Source organism: Bifidobacterium cuniculi (genome assembly GCF_000741575.1).
Classification (GTDB): Bacteria; Actinomycetota; Actinomycetes; order Actinomycetales; family Bifidobacteriaceae; genus Bifidobacterium; species Bifidobacterium cuniculi.
Map to the genome: position 1 here is coordinate 18742 of NZ_JGYV01000025.1, position 17923 is coordinate 36664.

Annotated in this window: 17 protein-coding genes; 14 read left to right on the top strand and 3 right to left on the bottom strand. The window is 67.2% G+C overall.

The window, feature by feature from the left end:
• Positions 1 to 2 precede the first annotated feature (2 nt).
• Genes BCUN_RS09680 through BCUN_RS09695 form a run of 4 tightly spaced genes read left to right on the top strand, consistent with a single transcriptional unit; the run spans position 3 to position 3389 of the window.
• Positions 3 to 962, top strand: coding sequence for an ABC transporter permease (locus tag BCUN_RS09680; RefSeq protein ID WP_033517390.1), 960 nt, complete (start codon positions 3 to 5; stop codon positions 960 to 962).
• A complete protein-coding gene (locus BCUN_RS09685; protein ID WP_051921019.1) occupies positions 955 to 1830 on the top strand; it encodes an ABC transporter permease in 876 nt (291 codons plus the stop codon). The genes BCUN_RS09680 and BCUN_RS09685 overlap by 8 nt, the downstream gene beginning before the upstream one ends.
• A 1-nt stretch (position 1831) precedes the next feature.
• Entirely contained in the window at positions 1832 to 2629 is a 798-nt protein-coding gene (locus BCUN_RS09690; RefSeq protein ID WP_033516317.1) for an ABC transporter ATP-binding protein, read from the top strand.
• The gene (locus BCUN_RS09695; protein ID WP_033516318.1) at positions 2616 to 3389 is read left to right on the top strand and encodes an ABC transporter ATP-binding protein; all 774 of its coding nucleotides are present in this window, start codon (positions 2616 to 2618) and stop codon (positions 3387 to 3389) included. The genes BCUN_RS09690 and BCUN_RS09695 overlap by 14 nt, the downstream gene beginning before the upstream one ends.
• Before the next feature lie 111 nt (positions 3390 to 3500).
• Here BCUN_RS09695 and BCUN_RS09700 read toward each other — a convergent pair whose 3' ends face one another.
• The gene (locus BCUN_RS09700) at positions 3501 to 5591 is read right to left on the bottom strand and encodes a RecQ family ATP-dependent DNA helicase (RefSeq protein ID WP_033516334.1); all 2091 of its coding nucleotides are present in this window, start codon (positions 5589 to 5591) and stop codon (positions 3501 to 3503) included.
• Between the two features lie 272 nt (positions 5592 to 5863).
• Here BCUN_RS09700 and BCUN_RS09705 point away from each other — a divergent pair, with 272 nt between their 5' ends.
• From BCUN_RS09705 to BCUN_RS12660, 4 genes are all read left to right on the top strand, one after another.
• On the top strand, positions 5864 to 7015 hold the full coding sequence (locus tag BCUN_RS09705) for a hypothetical protein (RefSeq protein WP_033516319.1): 1152 nt from the start codon (positions 5864 to 5866) through the stop codon (positions 7013 to 7015).
• A 162-nt stretch (positions 7016 to 7177) separates the two neighbouring features.
• A complete protein-coding gene (locus BCUN_RS12470) occupies positions 7178 to 7330 on the top strand; it encodes a hypothetical protein (RefSeq protein ID WP_156100155.1) in 153 nt (50 codons plus the stop codon).
• Complete coding sequence (locus tag BCUN_RS09710; RefSeq protein ID WP_051921020.1) at positions 7327 to 8079, top strand: DNA alkylation repair protein; 753 nt, start codon at positions 7327 to 7329, stop codon at positions 8077 to 8079. Before BCUN_RS12470 ends, BCUN_RS09710 begins: the two co-directional genes overlap by 4 nt.
• A 53-nt stretch (positions 8080 to 8132) precedes the next feature.
• Positions 8133 to 8477: a GNAT family N-acetyltransferase gene (locus BCUN_RS12660; protein ID WP_274518389.1), complete on the top strand. Its 345-nt coding sequence runs from the start codon at positions 8133 to 8135 to the stop codon at positions 8475 to 8477.
• Positions 8478 to 8824: 347 nt separating this feature from the next.
• Here BCUN_RS12660 and BCUN_RS09720 read toward each other — a convergent pair whose 3' ends face one another.
• Positions 8825 to 9622 (bottom strand): DUF1295 domain-containing protein, encoded by a 798-nt coding sequence (locus BCUN_RS09720; protein ID WP_033516320.1) that lies wholly within the window; start codon positions 9620 to 9622, stop codon positions 8825 to 8827.
• 175 nt (positions 9623 to 9797) lie between these two features.
• On the opposite strand from BCUN_RS09720, the gene BCUN_RS09725 reads away from it, so the two are divergent.
• Positions 9798 to 10469, top strand: coding sequence for a hypothetical protein (locus BCUN_RS09725; protein ID WP_033516321.1), 672 nt, complete (start codon positions 9798 to 9800; stop codon positions 10467 to 10469).
• A 9-nt stretch (positions 10470 to 10478) separates the two neighbouring features.
• Here BCUN_RS09725 and BCUN_RS09730 read toward each other — a convergent pair whose 3' ends face one another.
• Positions 10479 to 11558: an iron-containing alcohol dehydrogenase family protein gene (locus tag BCUN_RS09730; protein WP_081895666.1), complete on the bottom strand. Its 1080-nt coding sequence runs from the start codon at positions 11556 to 11558 to the stop codon at positions 10479 to 10481.
• 355 nt (positions 11559 to 11913) lie between these two features.
• Here BCUN_RS09730 and BCUN_RS09735 point away from each other — a divergent pair, with 355 nt between their 5' ends.
• The 5 genes from BCUN_RS09735 (at position 11914) to dnaG (ending at position 17818) form a co-directional block, all read left to right on the top strand.
• Positions 11914 to 12402 carry an S-ribosylhomocysteine lyase gene (locus tag BCUN_RS09735; protein ID WP_033516337.1) on the top strand — a complete coding sequence of 163 codons (489 nt, stop codon included), beginning with the start codon at positions 11914 to 11916 and terminating at the stop codon, positions 12400 to 12402.
• Between the two features lie 116 nt (positions 12403 to 12518).
• Positions 12519 to 13043, top strand: coding sequence for a GNAT family N-acetyltransferase (locus tag BCUN_RS09740; protein WP_033516322.1), 525 nt, complete (start codon positions 12519 to 12521; stop codon positions 13041 to 13043).
• Between the two features lie 28 nt (positions 13044 to 13071).
• Positions 13072 to 14430: an alanine racemase gene (alr, locus tag BCUN_RS09745; protein ID WP_033516323.1), complete on the top strand. Its 1359-nt coding sequence runs from the start codon at positions 13072 to 13074 to the stop codon at positions 14428 to 14430.
• 23 nt (positions 14431 to 14453) lie between these two features.
• Positions 14454 to 15710 carry a deoxyguanosinetriphosphate triphosphohydrolase gene (locus BCUN_RS09750; protein ID WP_033516324.1) on the top strand — a complete coding sequence of 419 codons (1257 nt, stop codon included), beginning with the start codon at positions 14454 to 14456 and terminating at the stop codon, positions 15708 to 15710.
• A 65-nt stretch (positions 15711 to 15775) separates the two neighbouring features.
• Positions 15776 to 17818 (top strand): DNA primase, encoded by a 2043-nt coding sequence (gene dnaG / locus BCUN_RS09755; RefSeq protein ID WP_033516325.1) that lies wholly within the window; start codon positions 15776 to 15778, stop codon positions 17816 to 17818.
• Positions 17819 to 17923 lie beyond the last annotated feature (105 nt).

A 17923-nucleotide genomic window follows, 5' to 3' on the forward strand; every position in this document is an offset into this window, starting at 1 on the left:
CCATGAGATACCTCCTTCGCAGGCTGGCCCTGTTCGTGGTGGCGCTGCTCGTCATCTCCCTCGTCGTCTTCCTGGCGCTGCGGGTGCTGCCGGGCGACATCGCCACGATCATGGCCGGACTGAACGCCTCCCCCGAACGGGTCGCCGCACTGCGCGACCAGCTGGGGCTCGACCGGCCGCTGTCCGAACAGTACGGCTCGTGGATCGCCGGCTTGCTGCACGGCGACTTGGGCACCACCATGCTCACCGGCCAGTCCGTGGCGGCCGTGGTCGCCACCCGTGCGCGCATCACCTTCCCGCTCATCATCCTCGGCCTGCTGGTGGCGCTCGCCATCGGCATCCCGCTGGGCTGCGCGGCGGTGCTCGCCCGGAAGGCGCGCACCCGCGCCTTCTTCCAGGTCCTGGCGGTCATCGGCGGTGCCGTGCCGGCCCTGTGGGGCGGCCTGCTGCTCATCCTGCTGTTCGCCAAGGGGTCGGGCATCCTGCCCATCCTGCCGGCCACCGGCTTCCCGCGCACTGGCTGGCACACCCCCGGCCAGGCGCTCCTGGCGCTCGTACTGCCCGCACTGACGGTGGGCATCATCGTCGGCGCGTCCATCATGCGCTACACGCGCTCCGCACTGCAGTCGGTGGCCTCCACCGGCACCATCGAGATGGCCATGGCCTGCGGCATGACCAGGACCGACGCCGTGCTGCGCGTCGGCCTGCGCCTGGCGATGCCGCAGCTCGTCTCCGTGGTCGGCCTGACCTTCGCGGAGATGGTCACCGGCGTCATGGTAATCGAGAACCTCTTCGCGCTGCCCGGCATCGGCAGCGGACTCGTCGACGACCTCGGGCACCGCGACCTGGTGGCCGTGCAGGGCGAACTGTTCCTGCTGGCCGCCTTCTTCCTGGTCATCGGCCTGCTCGTCGACCTGACCCACCGTGCACTCGACCCGCGATTGGGGGCCAACGATGACTGACACCGCCACGCGCATGCGCCGCATCCGAATCGTGCTGTCCAGCATGTGGCGGCAGCCCGCGGGCAAGTATTCCCTGACCGTGCTGGGACTGTGGATCGCGGTGTCCCTGGTCTCCCTGTGCTGGACGCCGTATGACCTCATGGAGACGGACGGCTACCACGTCTGGCAGGCGCCGTCGGCGAGCCACTGGCTCGGCACCGACGGCACCGGTGCCGACGTCTTCAGCTGGCTCATGGCCGGCTCGCGCACCGACCTCGTCATCGTGGTCCTCACTGTGCTCTTCTCCGCCGCCCTCGGCCTGCTGCTCGTCGCCGCCATGGTCTCGCGCTCCGGTGCGCTCGCCCACGGCTCGGTCGTGGCCATCGACGCGCTCATCTCCATCCCCACCGTGCTCATCGCGCTCATGCTGGCCGTGCCCATGGGTGCCTCGGTCGCCGTCATCGTGCTCGCCTGCGGCTTCGGCTACGGCCTGAACCTGGCGCGCGTCGCCCGCCCGCAGGCGCTGCTGGCGGCGAACAGCATGTACGTGGAGTCGGCGCGCGCGAACGGCGCCAGCGCGCCGCGCGTGTTCCTCACGCACGTCGTGCCCAACATCATGCCGGTCGTCGTCGTGCAGTGCTCGCTGTCCGCAGGCACCGCGGTGCTCGCGGAAAGCGGCCTGACCTACCTCGGCGTCGGCGTGCCGTCGGGCGTGCCCAGCTGGGGCCACTCCCTGGCGACGTCCGTCAAGTTCATCAACATCAATCCGCAGACCGTGCTGTGGCCCGGCCTGCTGGTCACGCTCATGGTGGTCGCGCTCAACCTCTTCGGCGACGCGCTGCGCGACGCCATGGACCCGTTGGCCAATCCCCAGCTGAGGAGGGCATGACATGGCAGTCGTGACGGACCGGCTCGGCATCGCCATCGCCGGCAGGCAGATCGTAAAAGACGTGCACCTGGAGATCCATGACGGCCAGCGCGTGGGGCTGATCGGCTCCTCGGGCTCCGGCAAGTCGATGATCGCACGCGCCATGATGGGCCTGCTGCCGCCGGGCACCGACGTGAGCGGCACGATCGACCTCAATGGCGAACAGGTCGTCGGCATGCGCGACGCCGACCTCGCCGCCCTGCGCGGGGCGGCGGTCGGCATGGTCTTCCAGAACCCGGGAATCTCGCTCAACCCGCTGCTCACCGTCGGCCAGCAGATCGCCCTGCCGCTCAGGCTGCACTACGCGCTGTCCCGCGAGGAGCTCGGGCAGCGCGTCCGCGCGATGATGACACGCGCCGGACTGCCCGAGGAACTCATCGACCGCCGCCCGCACCAGCTGTCCGGCGGCCAGCAGCAGCGCGTCGGCATCGCCTGCGCGCTGGTGGCCAGCCCACGGCTGATCATCGCCGACGAGCCGACCACCGCGCTCGACTCGCTCACCCAACGGCAGATCGTGGACCTGCTGGTGTCGCTGGTGGACGAGGCAGGCGCCTCCATGCTGTTCATCACCCACGATTTCTCCGTGCTGGCGCACGCCACGCAGTACTGCTACGTGCTCGACGCCGGACGGATCGTGGAACACGGCGCCACCGCGGCCCTGCTCGAATCGCCGGCCAGCGAGACGGGCGAACGGCTGGTGATGGCCGCCCAGCAGCTGACGTTGCACCGCGGGAAAGGAGACGACGATGGGCGAGCATGACGGCTTCCTGCTGGAGGGACGCCATCTGGACAAGTCATTCGGCAAGCCGCCGCGGCAGGTGCTGTTCGACGTGTCCGTGGGCGTGCGGCCGGGGGAGTGCCTGGCGATCATCGGCGGCTCCGGCTCGGGCAAGTCGACGCTGACGCGCATCCTGTTCGGCCTGGAGCGCGCGGATGGCGGCGAGGTGCGGTTCCGCGGCGGGTCGATTGCCACGAAGGACGGGGCGGCTGCATTGCGCCGACAGTCGGGGGTGGTATACCAGAACCCCTTCGCCTCGCTCGACCCGCGCTGGACGGTGCGGCGCAGCGTGGCGGAACCGCTGCGGCTGCACGGCCGCAAGCTCGACGGCGCCGCGGTGGAGTGGCAGGTGCGCCAGGCCCTGGGCCTGGTCTCGCTCGACCCGGACATCTTCCTCGACCGGTATCCCATGGACCTGTCCGGCGGGCAGGCGCAGCGTGTGGCCATCGCCCGTGCGGTGATCACCTCGCCGAGCGTGCTGCTGGCCGACGAGGCGATGAGCGCCATCGACGTGGCGGCGCGCCTGCAGATCCTCGACGCCTTCGCCGCCATCCGCGAGCGCACCCCCGGCATGGCGATGCTCATGGTCTCGCACGACCTGGGCATGGTGCAGCACATCGCCGACCGCATCCTGGTGGTCCACGACGGCCACGTCGTGGAGGAGGGAACGGCGCGGCAGGTGCTGGACCACCCGAAGCAGCCGTATACGCGACGCCTGGTGGAGGCGGCGACGCTGGACTGAGAACCAGGAGTCCGTCTCGCCCCACCTCGGCCCGCATCGCCTGGGAATTGTTCATTTTTCTGAGCAGTTTCTAGACGGAGCGAGCCAAAGGCAGGGGCGAAGCAGACCGTACTACTGGTTCTCGAACTCACGGATCGCGGCCATGAAGCGCTCCCCATACTTCTCCAGCTTGCTGGCGCCCACGCCGTTGACCTCGAGGAACTCCTCGTCGGTGGCGGGGCGCCGGGAGGCCATGTCGCGCAGGGCACGGTCGGAGAAGACGATGTACGGGGGCTTGGAGATCTCACGTGCGATGTCCAGGCGCACCTGGCGCAGGCGCTCGAAGAGGTCGTCGTCGCTCAGGCCGTTGGCGCCCAACGGCGTCGGCTCCGGTTCCTGGCAGGCGGGTTCGGGGAACACGGTCTCGGCCATGGCCTGCGCCGTCGCAGTGTCATCGATCACAGAGGCGGCCGTCGTCGGCACGGAATCCGTGACCACGGGCGTGAAGGACGCGAGCGACGGCGCCTTCCGCGGGGCCCGCTGGGCACGTCGCGCCGCGGTGCGCGGCTTGCGTTCGCTCTTGCGCTTGGTGCGCTTGACCTCGTAGTGGAAGCCGGGGGCCGCCGTCTCCGCGGCGCGCCTGCCGAACTGCAGCAGCGGCAGGCGCCCCGGTGCCACGAACAGGAAGCCGTCGGCCACCATCTGGCCGATCACGTCGCGGATCTGCGGTTCGCCCACCTTGGCGAGCATGCCGTAGGTGGGGACGCGATCCAAGCCGCGGTTGAGGATGTCCTGCGCCTTCGAGCCGCGCAGCACCGCGACCACCTTGCCTGTGCCGAAACGCTGCCCCAGGTCGTGCACGCAGCGGCTGACCGACTGCGCGACGGCGGTGACGTCCACGGTCTGGAAGGTGCTTTCGCAATTCACGCAGCCGCCTGTACAGGTGTCCCCGGCCTTCTCCAACGCCTGGCCGAAGTAGCGGGTCATGTAGGCGTGCAGGCATTCGGTGGTGCGGCAGTAGCCGATCATCGCGTCCAGCAGCCGCAGCTTGGAGCGGTGCACCATCTCCTGTTCGTCGGCGCTCAGCCGTTCGTTGGTGCCGGCGTTGTCCAGCAGGCGCCGCCGGGTGACGATGTCGGACTCGTTCCACAGCAGTGTGCATCGGCTCGGCTCGCCGTCACGGCCCGCACGTCCCGCCTCCTGGTAGTAGGCCTCGATGCTTTCCGGCATGTTGTGGTGGATCACGTAGCGCACGTTCGACTTGTCGATGCCCATGCCGAAGGCGTTCGTCGCCACCACCAGCGGTACGCGGTCGGTCACGAAGTCACGCTGCGCTTGCTCGCGCTGGGCGGCCGGCATGCCGCCATGGTAGGCGACGGCCACCGGCATGCCGGGGTCGAAGCCGTCCCTGCCTGCGGCGCGCGCCAGTTGCGGCACCAGGACGTTGAGCGTGGCCGCCAGTTCCTCGGTGACCTTGCGCGTGGAACAGTAGATGATGCCCGACTCGCCGGGGCGGGCCGCCACCGCGCGGGCGATCCAGTTCGCTTTGTCGCGGTTGGCCAGTTCCAGCATGTCGAAGTACAGGTTCTCCCGGTCGAAGCCGGTGACCAGCACGAGCGGGTCGCGCAGGCCCAGCAGGTGCACGATGTCCTCGCGGACGCGCTGCGTCGCGGTCGCCGTGAAGGCGGCCACCGTCGGACGGTCGGGCAGGGATGCGATGAACTCGCCGATGCCCAGGTAGGAGGATCGGAAATCCTGGCCCCACTGCGAGACGCAGTGCGCCTCGTCGACGGCGATCAGCGCGATGTCCGCGCGCGCGGCGAAATTGCGGAAACGCTGCGTCTCCAGGCGTTCCGGCGCCACGTACAGCAGCTTCACCTCGCCGGCGTAGGCGGCGTCCAGCACGCGTTCCTGCTCGGCAGGCGACTGCGTCGTGTTGACGAAGGCGGCGGGAATGCCGATCTCGTTGGCGCCGTCCACCTGGTCGCGCATGAGGGAGATCAGCGGGGAGATGACGATGGTGATGCCGTGCAGCAGCAGGGAGGGGATCTGGTAGCACACCGACTTGCCCGAACCGGTCGGCATCACGCCCAGCACGTCACGGCCGTCCAGGATCGCCTCGATGAGCTCTGCCTGGCCGGGACGGAAGTCCTCGTAACCGAAGTATTCGCGTAGCGTCTTCAGCGCTGCCTCGGGCGTCGGCGGGTCGAGCGGCTCGGGCATCTTCCTGCGCGGCAGGTCCAGCAGCTGCGGCTGCCAGTCGGCAGGGTCGGGCGGCACCTCGTCCGGATGGCCGGGATCGTCGTAGTCGTCGGCGGGCGGCTCCTGGCTCAGGTAGTAGGCGTCGTCCAACGTGTAGTCATCCTCGTATCCGGTCATAGCCGACAAGTCTAGCAACGCCGCACCGCACTGCCCAGTGCGTGGCCACGGCGATTCGTGCGCCGACGGCGATATGCGCACCCATGGCCGGGTCGATGGGTGCACGGTGGGCACGTATGGTCAGCGACACGGTGGAGGACGGCATGGACAATCGACGCACGACGACGCAAGGGCACGGCGGATACGCCTCGGAACGGTGGGTCATCTACATGGAGATCGCCGCCACCGTCCTCATCGCCCTAGGTGTCCTGCTCGACATGCTCGCCGCCCACGGCTACCTGGCCGACAATGCGCTGCTGCGCTGTGCCGAGGACTCCTTCTTCGTTTTCCAGATCCCCGTCTACTACCTGGCCTTCGGCTACGCCTACCAGCACACCTGGCGCGTGGACGACGGACGGATGTGGCTGCGATGCGTCGGGCGGCAGCTCATCCTGTGCCTGGTGCCCTTCCTGTCCATCACGCTGGCCACGCTCCTCGTGGACGCCGGACTGGGACAGGTGCCGCTCGACTGGCATCAGCTCGCGACCTTCCTCTTCACCAGCCCGGTCAGTCCCGTGGCCTTCTACCCAATCCTGCTGCTCATGTACCTCGTGACGCCGACCCTGCGCTCGTGGTGCGGCGCCGGCGTGCTGCTGGCGGTGGCGCTCGCCCTCAAGGCGGTGGCCGTGGCGCTGCCCATGGACGGCTGGCCGTACGTGCTGTCGGGACTGTGCGGGTCGTGGATCTGGTTCTGCCTGGGCATGGCCTTCTGTCTGCACACGCACGCTCACGCCGAACGGTTCCTGCCGCGCCTGCTGGGTACGTCGAGACTGGCCGGGGTCGCGCCCGTGCGCGGCAACGTGGCAATCCTGGGCGTGGCGTGGCTGGCACTGTCGGTGGTCGTGTCGCTGTCCGGCTTCGCAGGGACGAAGGTCGGTGCGGCACTCCTCACGCTGGTCGGCCTGGCATGGTTCACGTCCATCTTCGCCACGTCCTTCGCCGGAGGCCGCAGTTCGCGGCTGTTCGACACGGTCGGCAAGTCCACTATCGGCATCTTCCTGCTGCACCCCATCTGTCTGGGCGTGCTCTTCTTCCTGCTGCGCCTGCCCAGGGCGGCCGGGGCGCTCGCGGGTATGGACGGCACCGTGCGCGGGACGGTCGCCTTCCTGCTGGCCCTGGTGGCGGCCTACGCGGTGCCGGTGGCGCTGCAGTGGGTGCTCGACCATGCCTGGAAGCTCGGCTTCCTGCTCAAGCCGGCACGCTACCTGCCCGCCGTGCGGCAGCACTGAAGGCGCCGTCATCCTTCCTGCGCCCCGGCGCCTCATCCTCGCGGACGAGTGCCGCCAGACAATCATCCCGCGGCTCTATCCTCTTTCCTTCCCGTGCCCCATAGAGTGAAACCATCAGCTCTTCGGACACCCCCACGGTGCCCCGCACGAAAGGAAACGACCATGATCCGCAATTTCTTCCTCATGATGATCGGCCTGTCCACCAACGGCGTCCCCACCACCACCGTGACCTCGGCCACCACGCTCGGCATGGTGGCCGACATGGAGGACAACGCCGCGGCAACCCCGGCCACGCCGCTAAACTGGGCCGCATGAGCACAGGAACCCTGGCATTGCGCCGCCGTCTCGAATCCATGGCCGACCCCGCATACCGGCAGTTCAACGCGCGGTCGGTGCCGACCGTGGATCCGGACTCGATGATCGGCATCCGCGTGCCCGGACTCCGGGCGCTCGCCAAGGACCTGCTGCGGTCGGATGCCACGACGGTGGACGAATTCCTCGACGACCTGCCGCACCGATGGTTCGAGGAGAACATGCTGCACGCCATCCTCATCGGCGAGGTGGCACGCGACGAACAGGAGGCTTTCGCCCTGCTCGACGCCTTCCTACCCCACGCGGACAACTGGGCCGTGACCGACATCATCCGCGTGAAGGCCTTCCGGCGCCGCGGTGCCGACGATGAAGCCATCCTGGAGCGGCTGGCACGATGGAGTGCCAGCCGCTCGCCGTACACGGTGCGCTACGCGGTCGTGGAGCTCATGGCGGATTTCCTCGACGAACGCTTCGAACCGGCACACCTCGACATGGTCGTGCGCATCGCCTCGGACGACTACTACGTGAACATGGCCCGCGCCTGGTACCTCGCCACCGCGCTCGCCAGGCAATGGAACGCCACGCTGCCGGTGCTCGAGGGGCGGCGGCTTGACGCCTGGACCCACAACCGCACCATCCGCAAGGCCTGCGAATCCTTCCGCGTCAGCGATGGACACAAGGCCGTGCTGCGCGCGTTGAAGGTGCCATGGCCACCATCATCGACTACGATCCGCAGTACGGCGACGACATGATCTTCATGGTGCTGTAGGATGCCCTGGGACGCATTCCCCGACTCAACGAGGACCTGCTCGACGTCGAAGGCCATTATCGTGCCGTCGGCGGCGCTTTCTGGCTTGCCTTGGACGAGGGTGGCCGTGTGGTCGGCTCCTTGGGCTGCGTCATGGCGGACAGTGGGGATGCAGTGCTCCATCGTCTCTATGTGAAACCGCAATGCAAGAGGCAGGGCATCGGTTCGGACCTGCTCCTGCAGGCGGAGAAGTACGCGCGTGCCCGAGGTTGCGCGCGCGTACTGGCGCATCTGGGCGATCCGACCACGTATTGGGAATCCAGGTTGTTCTACCCCCATCATGGGTATGTGTTCCTCGACGACAACCGCGTGGGCAAGATGTTGGACACCCATCTGCCTTAAGTGCGTGAATCCGGGCGCCGTCAGAGGTCTATCTGCCTTAAGTGCGGTCCGGGGACGTCCGTATCATCTGTCGACTATTGTTTTTCTTTTTAATTGTCTCATTGTTTTGCCGCTTGGCGTATTGTCGGTTCTTTAACGGCGCATGCTGGATACATGGCTGCTGCGCGGCAACCGCACTTAAGGCAGATAGATCTCTGACGGCGCCCGGATTCACGCACTTAAGGCAGATAGGTCCTCCAGACCGGCCAATCGTGCGCCCGTCAGGCAGAGAGCGGCGAGACCGATGCGTCCACGGGCATGACAAAGCCGCCCGCACTGCGGGGCGGTGCGGGCGGCTGGAGGTCAGGTCAGCCGATGAGCCACTTCTCGTTGGCCAGGCTATGCAGCGGGATGAAGGGGATGAGGATCGGGGTGTGCTTGGAGTAGTGCCGGTATGCGGGGTCGTCGCCGTACTCCTTGTTCTGGCGCAGTTCGAGGCGACGGGCGCCGCCGAACATGATCCACGTGATGCACACGAAGCCGCCGATGGCTGCGATCCACTGCCATGCGTTGTCGAAGACGGTCACGCCGGAGAGGAAGACGCCGATCCATGTGATCACCTCGCCCAGGTAGTTCGGGCAGCGCACGAGGCGGAAGACGCCGACGTCGCAGAAGCGGTCGGGGTGCTGCTGCTTGAAGCGGTTCTTGGTGAAGTCGGCCGCGGATTCGAGGATGATGCCGCCGGCCATGACCGCGGCGCCGACGATGCCCATGACGTCCGTGCCCGCGTGGTTGTCCAGACGGAAGAGGACGGGGGAGGCTTCGCAGGCGTAGAGCAGGGCGCAGCCGACCCAGGTGAGCAGCTTGAGCGGCAGCGTGACGTGTTCGCCGTTGTCGATGGCGTCCTGCATGACCTGATGGTAGGAAGCGCTGCGGTACTCGCGCACGAGCAGGTAGATGCCCAGACGCAGGCCGTACACGATGAGCAGTGCGCTCATGATGATGGGGATGACGCTGAGGCGCCCCTGTACGCCGAACATAACGAGCAGTGCGGCGCCGATGGCGGCGATGGAGAACCCGTAGCCGATGGAGATGAACCAGATGTAGCGCCTGAAGCCGACGGCACTGACGGCCAGCGCGACCAGGAAGATAATCAAGAATGACATGCCTCCAGCGTATCGGAGATGTGCATGGCACTCACCCGATGATGGCGAATCATGCTTCCGGCGCAGCCGGGCGATCCTCCAGTTTGGTGTGCATGGGACGAAACTTGCCCCCCCCCCCTGATTTGTTGCTATCGTTCTGAACGAAAGAGAAGCGGCACCAAGGAGGGCGATCAAAGTGAATCAAAAACAGGAAAACCCTATTGTCAAGTTAGTGAAACGCAAGCTGAGCACCAAGTCGGCAGTGACGCTCACCTGCATTCTTTCTGTGATAGGAACAGTGCTCCTTGCCAGTGGTTTCTTTGCGCTGTGTCCGTGGGCGGTTCCTGAATTCCTCAAGGGCAAGCCCGAATCCACGGATACCCAAGTCGTCCGTGCCTTGCAACGCACGGAAGAAGTGTCCCTCTTGCGCCTGGGTATTACTGGAATCAAGTCGCAAGAGACAAGTGGTCATTTCTTCTCGATGGAAATCCCGGGGACGGACCGGGCGAAATTCATCCAGTACACTTTCGACGTCAAATTGGGGTTTGAGGGGAAGGATGCGCGCATTCTCCACCAAGAAGGAAAGATCTTCACCATCGAGATTCCGGAATTCAAGTTCATCGGATATGACAATCCCGAATACCGCGTCATTGTGGAAACCAATGGCGTCATGAGTTTCGGCACTCCCCAGATCGATACTGCGGAGATGATCAATGAAATCCTCAATGACAAGACCAAGCAGTCATATCTCGAGGAGAACATCGATCTGCTCAAGGAGCAGGCAAAATCGTTCTATACCTCGATCATTCTAAGTATCGATCCGGAGGTGAAACTCAACTTCGTTTTTGCTGACAACTCAAGCTCGTGAGAGGCGCAATCACATCGCCTCAAGTGTCTCCATCGCCTCGATGATCTGCTCGCTGGTCACGCCGGGCACGGCGGCGTGGTATGGGGACTCGGGAGCCGAGGCGAAGTCGGCCACGGTGCGCCGGTGCTCGTCGGTGAAGTCGAGGCCCATCCGGCGCCAGCTGGTCGGCAGGCCGACCGCCGCGAAGAAGGGCAGCAGCTTGCGCGCCTCGTCCTCCTTGCCTTCGGTGAGCAGCTGCACGAGCACGCCGTAGGCGACCTTCTCGCCGTGCATCGACTCGGCCGAGCCGGGCACGCGCGTCAGGCCGTCGTGCACGGAGTGCGCGCCGGACTCGCGCGCCCGCACGCCGCCGAAGCCGCCGACGCAGCCGGCCAGGCCGATGATCGTGTCGATGAGCGTGCGCACATGGTCGTTGTCGTAGTCGCCGGCGCGCACCGCCTCAAGCGCGGGCACGCTCTCGGTCAGCAGCAGGTCGCGCACCAGGCGCGCCGATTCGTGGCTCAGCCGGTCGAAGACGGTCACGTCGCCGGCCTGTTCGAAGACGGGGGTGGACTCGTACCACTTGGCGAGGGTGTCGCCGATGCCGCCGACGAGCTTGTCGGCGCCGGCCCGTGCGATGAGCGCGGAGTCGATGAGCAGCACCTGGCTGTTGCGCGGGTGGATGGGTATGCCTAGGTAGCGGTGCTGGTCGTCGTAGTTCACGGAGAAGGGGGAGTAGGCGGCGCAGGCGCAGGCCAGGGTCGGCACGATCACCAGGTCGAGGTCCAGGAACTCCGCCGTGTTCTTCGCGGTGTCGCTCAGCTTGCCGGCGCCGATCGCCACGATCACGTCGGCGTCGAGCGCCTTGGCCTGTTCGGCGAGTTCGCGCGCGTTGCGTTCCGAGGAGGTGCCGTCGTAGCGCAGGATGGGCGCGAAGAACTCGCGCTCGCCCACGTAGTCGAGGAAGGCGGCGGCGGAGCGCTCGCCGGTGATGATGACGGGGCGACGGTAGTCCTCGAGGTAGCGCTCGACCTGCTTGGCGACGCCGGGCGTGCTGATCACGCGGTCGGGGCCGGAACGGACATCGGTATCCTGCACGAAAGTTGCCATGGATGGTCCTTTGGAAAACACGAAAACGGCGGAAACGTATGGTGGTCCGGAAAGGATGCAGGGGCGAGGGGCGTGCGCGGGGTGTGCGCCGGTCCCTGTCCGGGTCCTTCCTGGGGTCGTCCGGCATGTGGGCTTGTGGCCGTGCCATGGCGTGTTGGCTTTGAGTGTAGGAAGAAGTGTGGAATATCGGCGGTTTTTGTTCTCCAGGAGGAGAAGAACGGCGCCATTGTCTCACGATTCGAGACGGCGAGCATTTTCGGTTCCGTCACGCCGGGGCGACACCGTCGTTCATGCCGGCGGCATGACACGCACTACAGTGGTACCCACCATGCCCATGAACGAGAAAGGCAATGCCATGAGCGAGGAACGCAAGCCGATGCCGGAGAGCTTCGAGCTGGACCACACCAAGGTGAAGGCGCCCTACGTGCGCTACATCGATACGCAGACCGGCCCCAACGGCGACGTCATCTCGAATTACGACCTGCGCCTGGTACAGCCCAACGAGAACGCGATCCCCACCGGCGGCCTGCACACCATCGAACACACCATCGCCGTGCTGCTGCGCGAGCGCATCCCCGGCTACATCGACTGCTCGCCCTTCGGCTGCCGCACGGGCTTCCACCTGCTGACCTGGGGCGAGCACTCCACCGAGGACGTGGCGAAGGCGCTCAAGGAGTCCCTCGAGTTCATCGCCGACGACGCCACGTGGGAGGACGTACCCGCCACCACCGTCGAAAGCTGCGGCAACTACCGAGACCACAGCCTGTTCACCGCCAAGGAGTGGGCGCGCGACATCCTGGACGCCGGCATCAGCTCCGACCCCTTCGAGCGCAAGGTCGTCTGAGATCCCGGGGCGCCGGCACCGCGAAGTGCATACGGCGTGCTAGGTTCGCAACAGGAGCGGCGCCGCATCGGTGCCGCTTTGTTTTCACTGACACATCGCAAGGTCCGAGGAGCAGGATGACTGGCACGTCCACACGGCGCTTCCGTCACGCCACCATGCAGGATTACCCGCAGGTCGAGCGAATCTATGAACACGGTCGGGAAGTCATGGCCCGCAACGGCAACCCCACCCAGTGGGGCAGGACCTTCCCCCGGCCCGAGGTGACTCTGGACGACATCGCACAGCACCGCCTCATGCTCTACGTGGACAACGTGGGCGGCCGTGAGCGCATCCTGGCGCAGTTCGCGGTGTGCACGGGCGTCGACCCCACCTACGAGCCGATCGAGGGCGCCTGGCTGGACGACGACACCTATGTCACGCTCCATCGCGTCGCATCCTCCGGCCTGGTGCGCCATGCCGCCCGCGACTGCCTTGAATGGGCGCTCAAGCACTATGGCAACGTGCGCGTGGACACGCATGCCAGGAACAAGGCCATGCAGCACGTGCTGGAATCCTGCGGCTTCGCCCGCTGCGGCCTGATCCAGCTGACAGACCGCGATACGGACACCACGCGCATCGCCTACCAACGGCATGAGTGGTAGGTCAGGGAGACGAGGGACAATGGCACCCATGACCGCAACCGCATCCACTGACTGGTCCTTTTCCTCCCCCGAAGGGGAGGAGCATTACCGCAAGGCCCTGCAGGCCTACCCGGCGCAGGTGATCGTCGACCTCGCCGCGATCCGCGACAACATGCGCCGCCTGGTGGATGTCGTGAACCGCGAGGGTGGCCGCACCGACGTGATGGGCGTGGTGAAGGCCGACGCCTACGGCCATGGCCTGCTGCCGGTGGCCTTGGCGTCCCTGGCCGGCGGCGCCACCTGGCTGGGCGTGGCGCAGGCGCGCGAAGCGCTCCTGCTGCGGCGCGCCGGCATCGACGCGGACCGCGCGCACGTGCTGACCTGGGTGAACAATCCGCTGCAGGCGCCGTACCGCGAACTCATCGACCTGGACGTGGACCTGTCCGTGGCGACCCTCACGGCCATCGACTGCATCGCGCAGGCGGCGCGCGAGGCAGGCAAGCCGGCGCGCGTGCATGTCAAGGTCGACACCGGCTTCGGGCGCAATGGCTTCACGCTGGAGCAGCTGCCCGCGGCAATCGAACGGCTGCGTCCGCTGGTGCAGGACGGCACCTTCGAGCTGGTGGGGCAGTGGAGCCACCTGGCGGTGGCGGACGCGCCGGACAACCCCGACTTCGTGCGCCAGACCGACCTGCAGGTGGAGCGCTTTGAACGCTTCACCGAGGAGCTGGCCGCGGCCGGCCTGACGCCGCGCATCCGCCACCTGGCGAACACGGCCGCGACCCTGGGGCGCCCGGAGCTCCACTACGACTTGGTGCGCCCGGGCGTGGCGCTGTACGGATACGAGGCCGACCCGGCGATGGGCACGCCCTCGCAGTACGGGCTGCGTCCCGCCATGACCCTGCAGGCACAGCTGAGCTCCGTCAAGGACGTGCGGGCGGGGGAGGGCCTGTCCTACGGCCGCGTATACGTGACCGACCGCGACACCTCCGTGGCGATCGTGCCAGTGGGCTATGCGGACGGCATCCACCGTTCGGCCTCGGGCTTCGACGAGGCGGGCGCGCGTCACGTGGACCATGCCGGAGGCCCCCTGCGCCTCATGACGACCCAGGGGCCGATGCTGGCCCGTGTGAGCGGCCGGGTGTGCATGGACCAGTTCATCATCGACCTGCATGGCTCCGCGCAGGACCTGGGCGTGCGCATCGGCGACACCGTCGAACTGTTCGGGCCGGGACGGGGGGAGGCCTTCGCGGAACCCACCGCCGACGACTGGGCGCGCGCGGCCGACACCATCAGCTACGAGATCTTCACCTGCTTGCGCAACCGCGTCCCGCGCCTGTACCTGCATGCCTACGATGTGCTTGACGGGCGGGACCTGGCGATGCTCGAGCCGGACAGCCTGCTCTGACGACTTTTTCGAGGGAGGCGGCCATGGGCGCTCGATACACTGTCCGCGACGAGGACCGGTGGGCGCCGGAGCCGCCGAAATCCACGACGCGCACGCCCTTCGAACGCGACCGTGCCCGCCTCATCCATTCCTCCGCGCTGCGCCGGCTGGGCGCCAAGAGCCAGATCCTCGTGGCGGGCACCGACGACTTCGCGCGCACCCGCCTGACCCACACGCTGGAAGTGGCGCAGATCGGCCGGCAGGTCGCCGAGATGCTCGGCTGCGACCCCGACGTGGTGGACTGCGCCTGCCTGGCCCACGATCTGGGACACCCGCCCTTCGGACACAACGGCGAACGCGCCCTAGCGCGGATCGCCGCGGACATCGGCGGTTTCGAAGGCAATGCGCAGACCCTGCGCCTGCTCACCCGCCTCGAACCGAAGGTCTGTTTCCCCGACGGCCGCAGCGCCGGCGTGAACCTGACGCGCGCCTGCCTGGACGCCTCCGTGAAATACCCGTGGACGCTGGCGCAGGCCGCGCAGCATCCCAAGGGCGAACGCGGCACCAAGTTCGGGGTGTATCCAGACGACCTGCCCGTGTTCACGTGGCTCAAGGAGGGGGCGCCCGCCGGCCGCATGCCCATCGAATGCCAGGTGATGGACCTGTCCGACGACATCGCCTACAGCGTGCACGACGTGGAGGATGCCATCGCGCTGGGCTCCTTCACGCCCGACCGGCTGCGCGAACCGCGGGTGCTGGACGCCATCGCGGACGACGTGCGCGCCTGGTACGGCCCCCAATGGGAACGGGACGGGCTGTTGGACGCCTTCGCCAGGCTCACGGAGGCACACGCCTTCCCGGAACGCTTCGACGGTTCCCGGCGCGCCCTGGCACAGCTCAAGAACGTGACCAGTGCGCTGATCGGCCACTTCGCGTCGTCGGTGGAGGCCGCGACGCGCGCACGCTACGGCGAAGGGCCCCTGGTGCGCTACGATGCGGACCTGGTTGTGCCCGAGGCCATTCGTTACGAGATCCTGGCGCTCAAGGGCATCGCGGTGCATTTCGTGATGGCGCCGCGCGAACAATCCCCCATGCATGACCGGGAACAGCGGATCGTGACCGACTTGGTGGATGTGATGATGGCCGACGCTCCCCGTGCCGCGCTCGCCTTGCAGCCGGTCTTCCTGGAGGATTGGATGGCGGCGGCCGATGACGGCGCGCGCCTGCGCGTGGCGATCGACCAGGTGGCGAGCCTGACCGACGCGTCAGCACTGACCATGCACACGCTGCTGTGCCCCTGACATGACCATGTCGCCGACCCGACGGCACTGGGAAAAACACCCGCCGGCTGCTATGCTTCTGCCCCATGGCAGGCATGATCGTGAAGGAAGACATCGAGAAAGTACGCAACGCGGCGGACCTGTATGACATCGTGTCCGCGGACGTGACGCTCAAGCCCTCGGGGCTGGGCTCCTTCACCGGACTGTGCCCCTTCCACGATGAGAAGACGCCCAGCTTCTCCGTGCGACCCTCCATGGGCGTGTGGCATTGCTTCGGCTGCGGCCGCTCCGGCGACGTCTTCAAGTATGTCGAGGAATCCGAGAACCTCGACTTCCGCGACGCCGTGGAATACCTGGCGGACCGTTGCCACATCGAACTGCACTACGTGGCGGGCGACACCCCCGCCAAGCACCAGGGATCCAAGCGCACGCGACTGCTCGAGGCGAACGAGGCCGCCCAGCGCTTTTTCACCGCCCAGCTCATGACCGAGGAGGCGCTGCCCGCACGTCAGATGCTCGCCGGCCGTGACTTCTCGCAGGCCGACTGCACCCGGTTCGGCTGCGGCTACGCGCCGCGCGGCTGGGACAACCTGGTGCGCCACCTGGCCGACCAAGGCTTCACCCACCAGGAGCTCCTGGACGCCGGCCTGGCACGCCAGGGCCAGCGTGGCATCTACGACTATTTCCGCGGGCGCGCCACCTGGCCGATCCGCGACTCGACGGGCCGCACCCTGGGCTTCGGCGCCCGCAAGCTCTATGACGACGACCAGATCGGCGCGAAGTACATCAACACGCCGGACACCCAGCTCTACCACAAGAACCAGGTGCTCTACGGCATCGACCTGGCCAAGCCGGCCATCGTCGCCAAGCGCCAGGTGGTGGTCGTGGAAGGCTACACGGACGTCATGGCCATGCACCTGGCCGGCGTGGACACCGCCGTGGCCACCTGCGGCACGGCCTTCGGCGAGGAGCATGCCAAGATCGTGCGCCGCCTGGTGGCCGACGACTCGTTGGGCGCCGTCGTGCAGCTCGTGGGCCCCACCCGTGTCGAGGGCCAGCCGCTGAGCAGCCGCGTCGTCTTCACCTTCGACGGCGATGCCGCCGGCCAGAAGGCGGCCCTGCATGCCTTCGGCCTGGACACCGCCTTCCTCTCGCAGACCTTCGTGGCCGTCGCGGACGACAACCTCGATCCCTGCGACCTGCGCCTGCAGCGCGGAGACACCGCCCTGCAGGCGCTCATCCGCGGCGCCACGCCCCTGTTCGACTTCGTGATGGACTCCGCCATCCGCCGTTTCGACACCTCCTACACCACCGGTCAGATGGGTGCGGTCAAGGCCGTCGCCCCGCTCATCGCCCGCATCCGCGACAAGTCCCTGTGGGACATGTACGCACGCAAGGAGGCCCGCCGCATCGGCGTGGACCTCGAGGTGATGCAGCAGGAGGTACGTCAGGCGCGCCGGCGCGAGCATGTCCGCGACGAGGACGCCTACGCCCAGCGCCGCCGCCGCTTCAGCGAGCCGTCGCAGGACAAGGGCGGCCTGACGGATGCGCAGATGCGCGCCATCGAGCGCGGCAACGAACGCAGCCAGACCTTCCACCGCATCGCGGACGCGGTGTTCATCTGCGAACAGCAGTTCATGGCCACCCTCATCCAACTGCCGCGCGCCATCAACGGCGAACTGTACCGGGCGCTGACCGTGCATTGCTTCCAGACGCCGGTGTTCCAGACGCTCTTCCAGGCGGTCGAGGTCGCCGGCGGCCCGCCCCAGGAAGCCATGCCCAAGGGACTGTGGATGCACAACCTCACCAAGGCGGCAGGCCCCATGCTCTCCTCCACCATCACCGAGCTGGCCGTCATGCCCCTGCCGCTGCTCGCCCAGGAAACCCCCAGCCAGGCCGAGGAGGACCCCACGCTCGCCGAGGCGACCCTCTCCCAGCGTCAGTACGCGAACCAGCTCATGGCCCGCCTGCTGGACGTGGGCTACCTGCGGCGCATCGACGCCGCCAAGCACCAGGCACAGCGTGCCACCGATATGCAGGAACGCATCGAACTGCTCGCCGTGGTCACCGACACCGAGCGGGAACGCAAGGCGCTCCAGTCGCGCATCTTCGGCAACGCAGCCGGCTGACCATTCGCCGACCGTCCGTGAAACGGTCGGCGCGGCAGCCCGCAGCCCGCAAGCCGCAAGGCTCCGGACGGTCGGGAACGTGACACGGCAGGGGGCCTGCAGCGG

Bases quoted from the DNA above. Each gene is read 5' to 3' on its own strand.
- BCUN_RS09695 (WP_033516318.1), top strand. From the start codon at position 2,616: ATGGGCGAGCATGACGGCTTCCTGCTGGAGGGACGCCATCTGGACAAG.
- alr (WP_033516323.1), top strand. From the start codon at position 13,072: ATGACCGCAACCGCATCCACTGACTGGTCCTTTTCCTCCCCCGAAGGG.
- BCUN_RS09690 (WP_033516317.1), top strand. From the start codon at position 1,832: ATGGCAGTCGTGACGGACCGGCTCGGCATCGCCATCGCCGGCAGGCAG.
- dnaG (WP_033516325.1), top strand. From the start codon at position 15,776: ATGGCAGGCATGATCGTGAAGGAAGACATCGAGAAAGTACGCAACGCG.
- BCUN_RS09705 (WP_033516319.1), top strand. From the start codon at position 5,864: ATGGTCAGCGACACGGTGGAGGACGGCATGGACAATCGACGCACGACG.
- BCUN_RS09730 (WP_081895666.1), bottom strand. From the start codon at position 11,558: ATGGCAACTTTCGTGCAGGATACCGATGTCCGTTCCGGCCCCGACCGC.
- BCUN_RS09710 (WP_051921020.1), top strand. From the start codon at position 7,327: ATGAGCACAGGAACCCTGGCATTGCGCCGCCGTCTCGAATCCATGGCC.
- BCUN_RS12470 (WP_156100155.1), top strand. From the start codon at position 7,178: ATGATCCGCAATTTCTTCCTCATGATGATCGGCCTGTCCACCAACGGC.
- BCUN_RS09700 (WP_033516334.1), bottom strand. From the start codon at position 5,591: ATGCCCGAGCCGCTCGACCCGCCGACGCCCGAGGCAGCGCTGAAGACG.
- BCUN_RS09720 (WP_033516320.1), bottom strand. From the start codon at position 9,622: ATGTCATTCTTGATTATCTTCCTGGTCGCGCTGGCCGTCAGTGCCGTC.
- BCUN_RS09685 (WP_051921019.1), top strand. From the start codon at position 955: ATGACTGACACCGCCACGCGCATGCGCCGCATCCGAATCGTGCTGTCC.
- BCUN_RS09680 (WP_033517390.1), top strand. From the start codon at position 3: ATGAGATACCTCCTTCGCAGGCTGGCCCTGTTCGTGGTGGCGCTGCTC.
- BCUN_RS09735 (WP_033516337.1), top strand. From the start codon at position 11,914: ATGAGCGAGGAACGCAAGCCGATGCCGGAGAGCTTCGAGCTGGACCAC.
- BCUN_RS09740 (WP_033516322.1), top strand. From the start codon at position 12,519: ATGACTGGCACGTCCACACGGCGCTTCCGTCACGCCACCATGCAGGAT.
- BCUN_RS09750 (WP_033516324.1), top strand. From the start codon at position 14,454: ATGGGCGCTCGATACACTGTCCGCGACGAGGACCGGTGGGCGCCGGAG.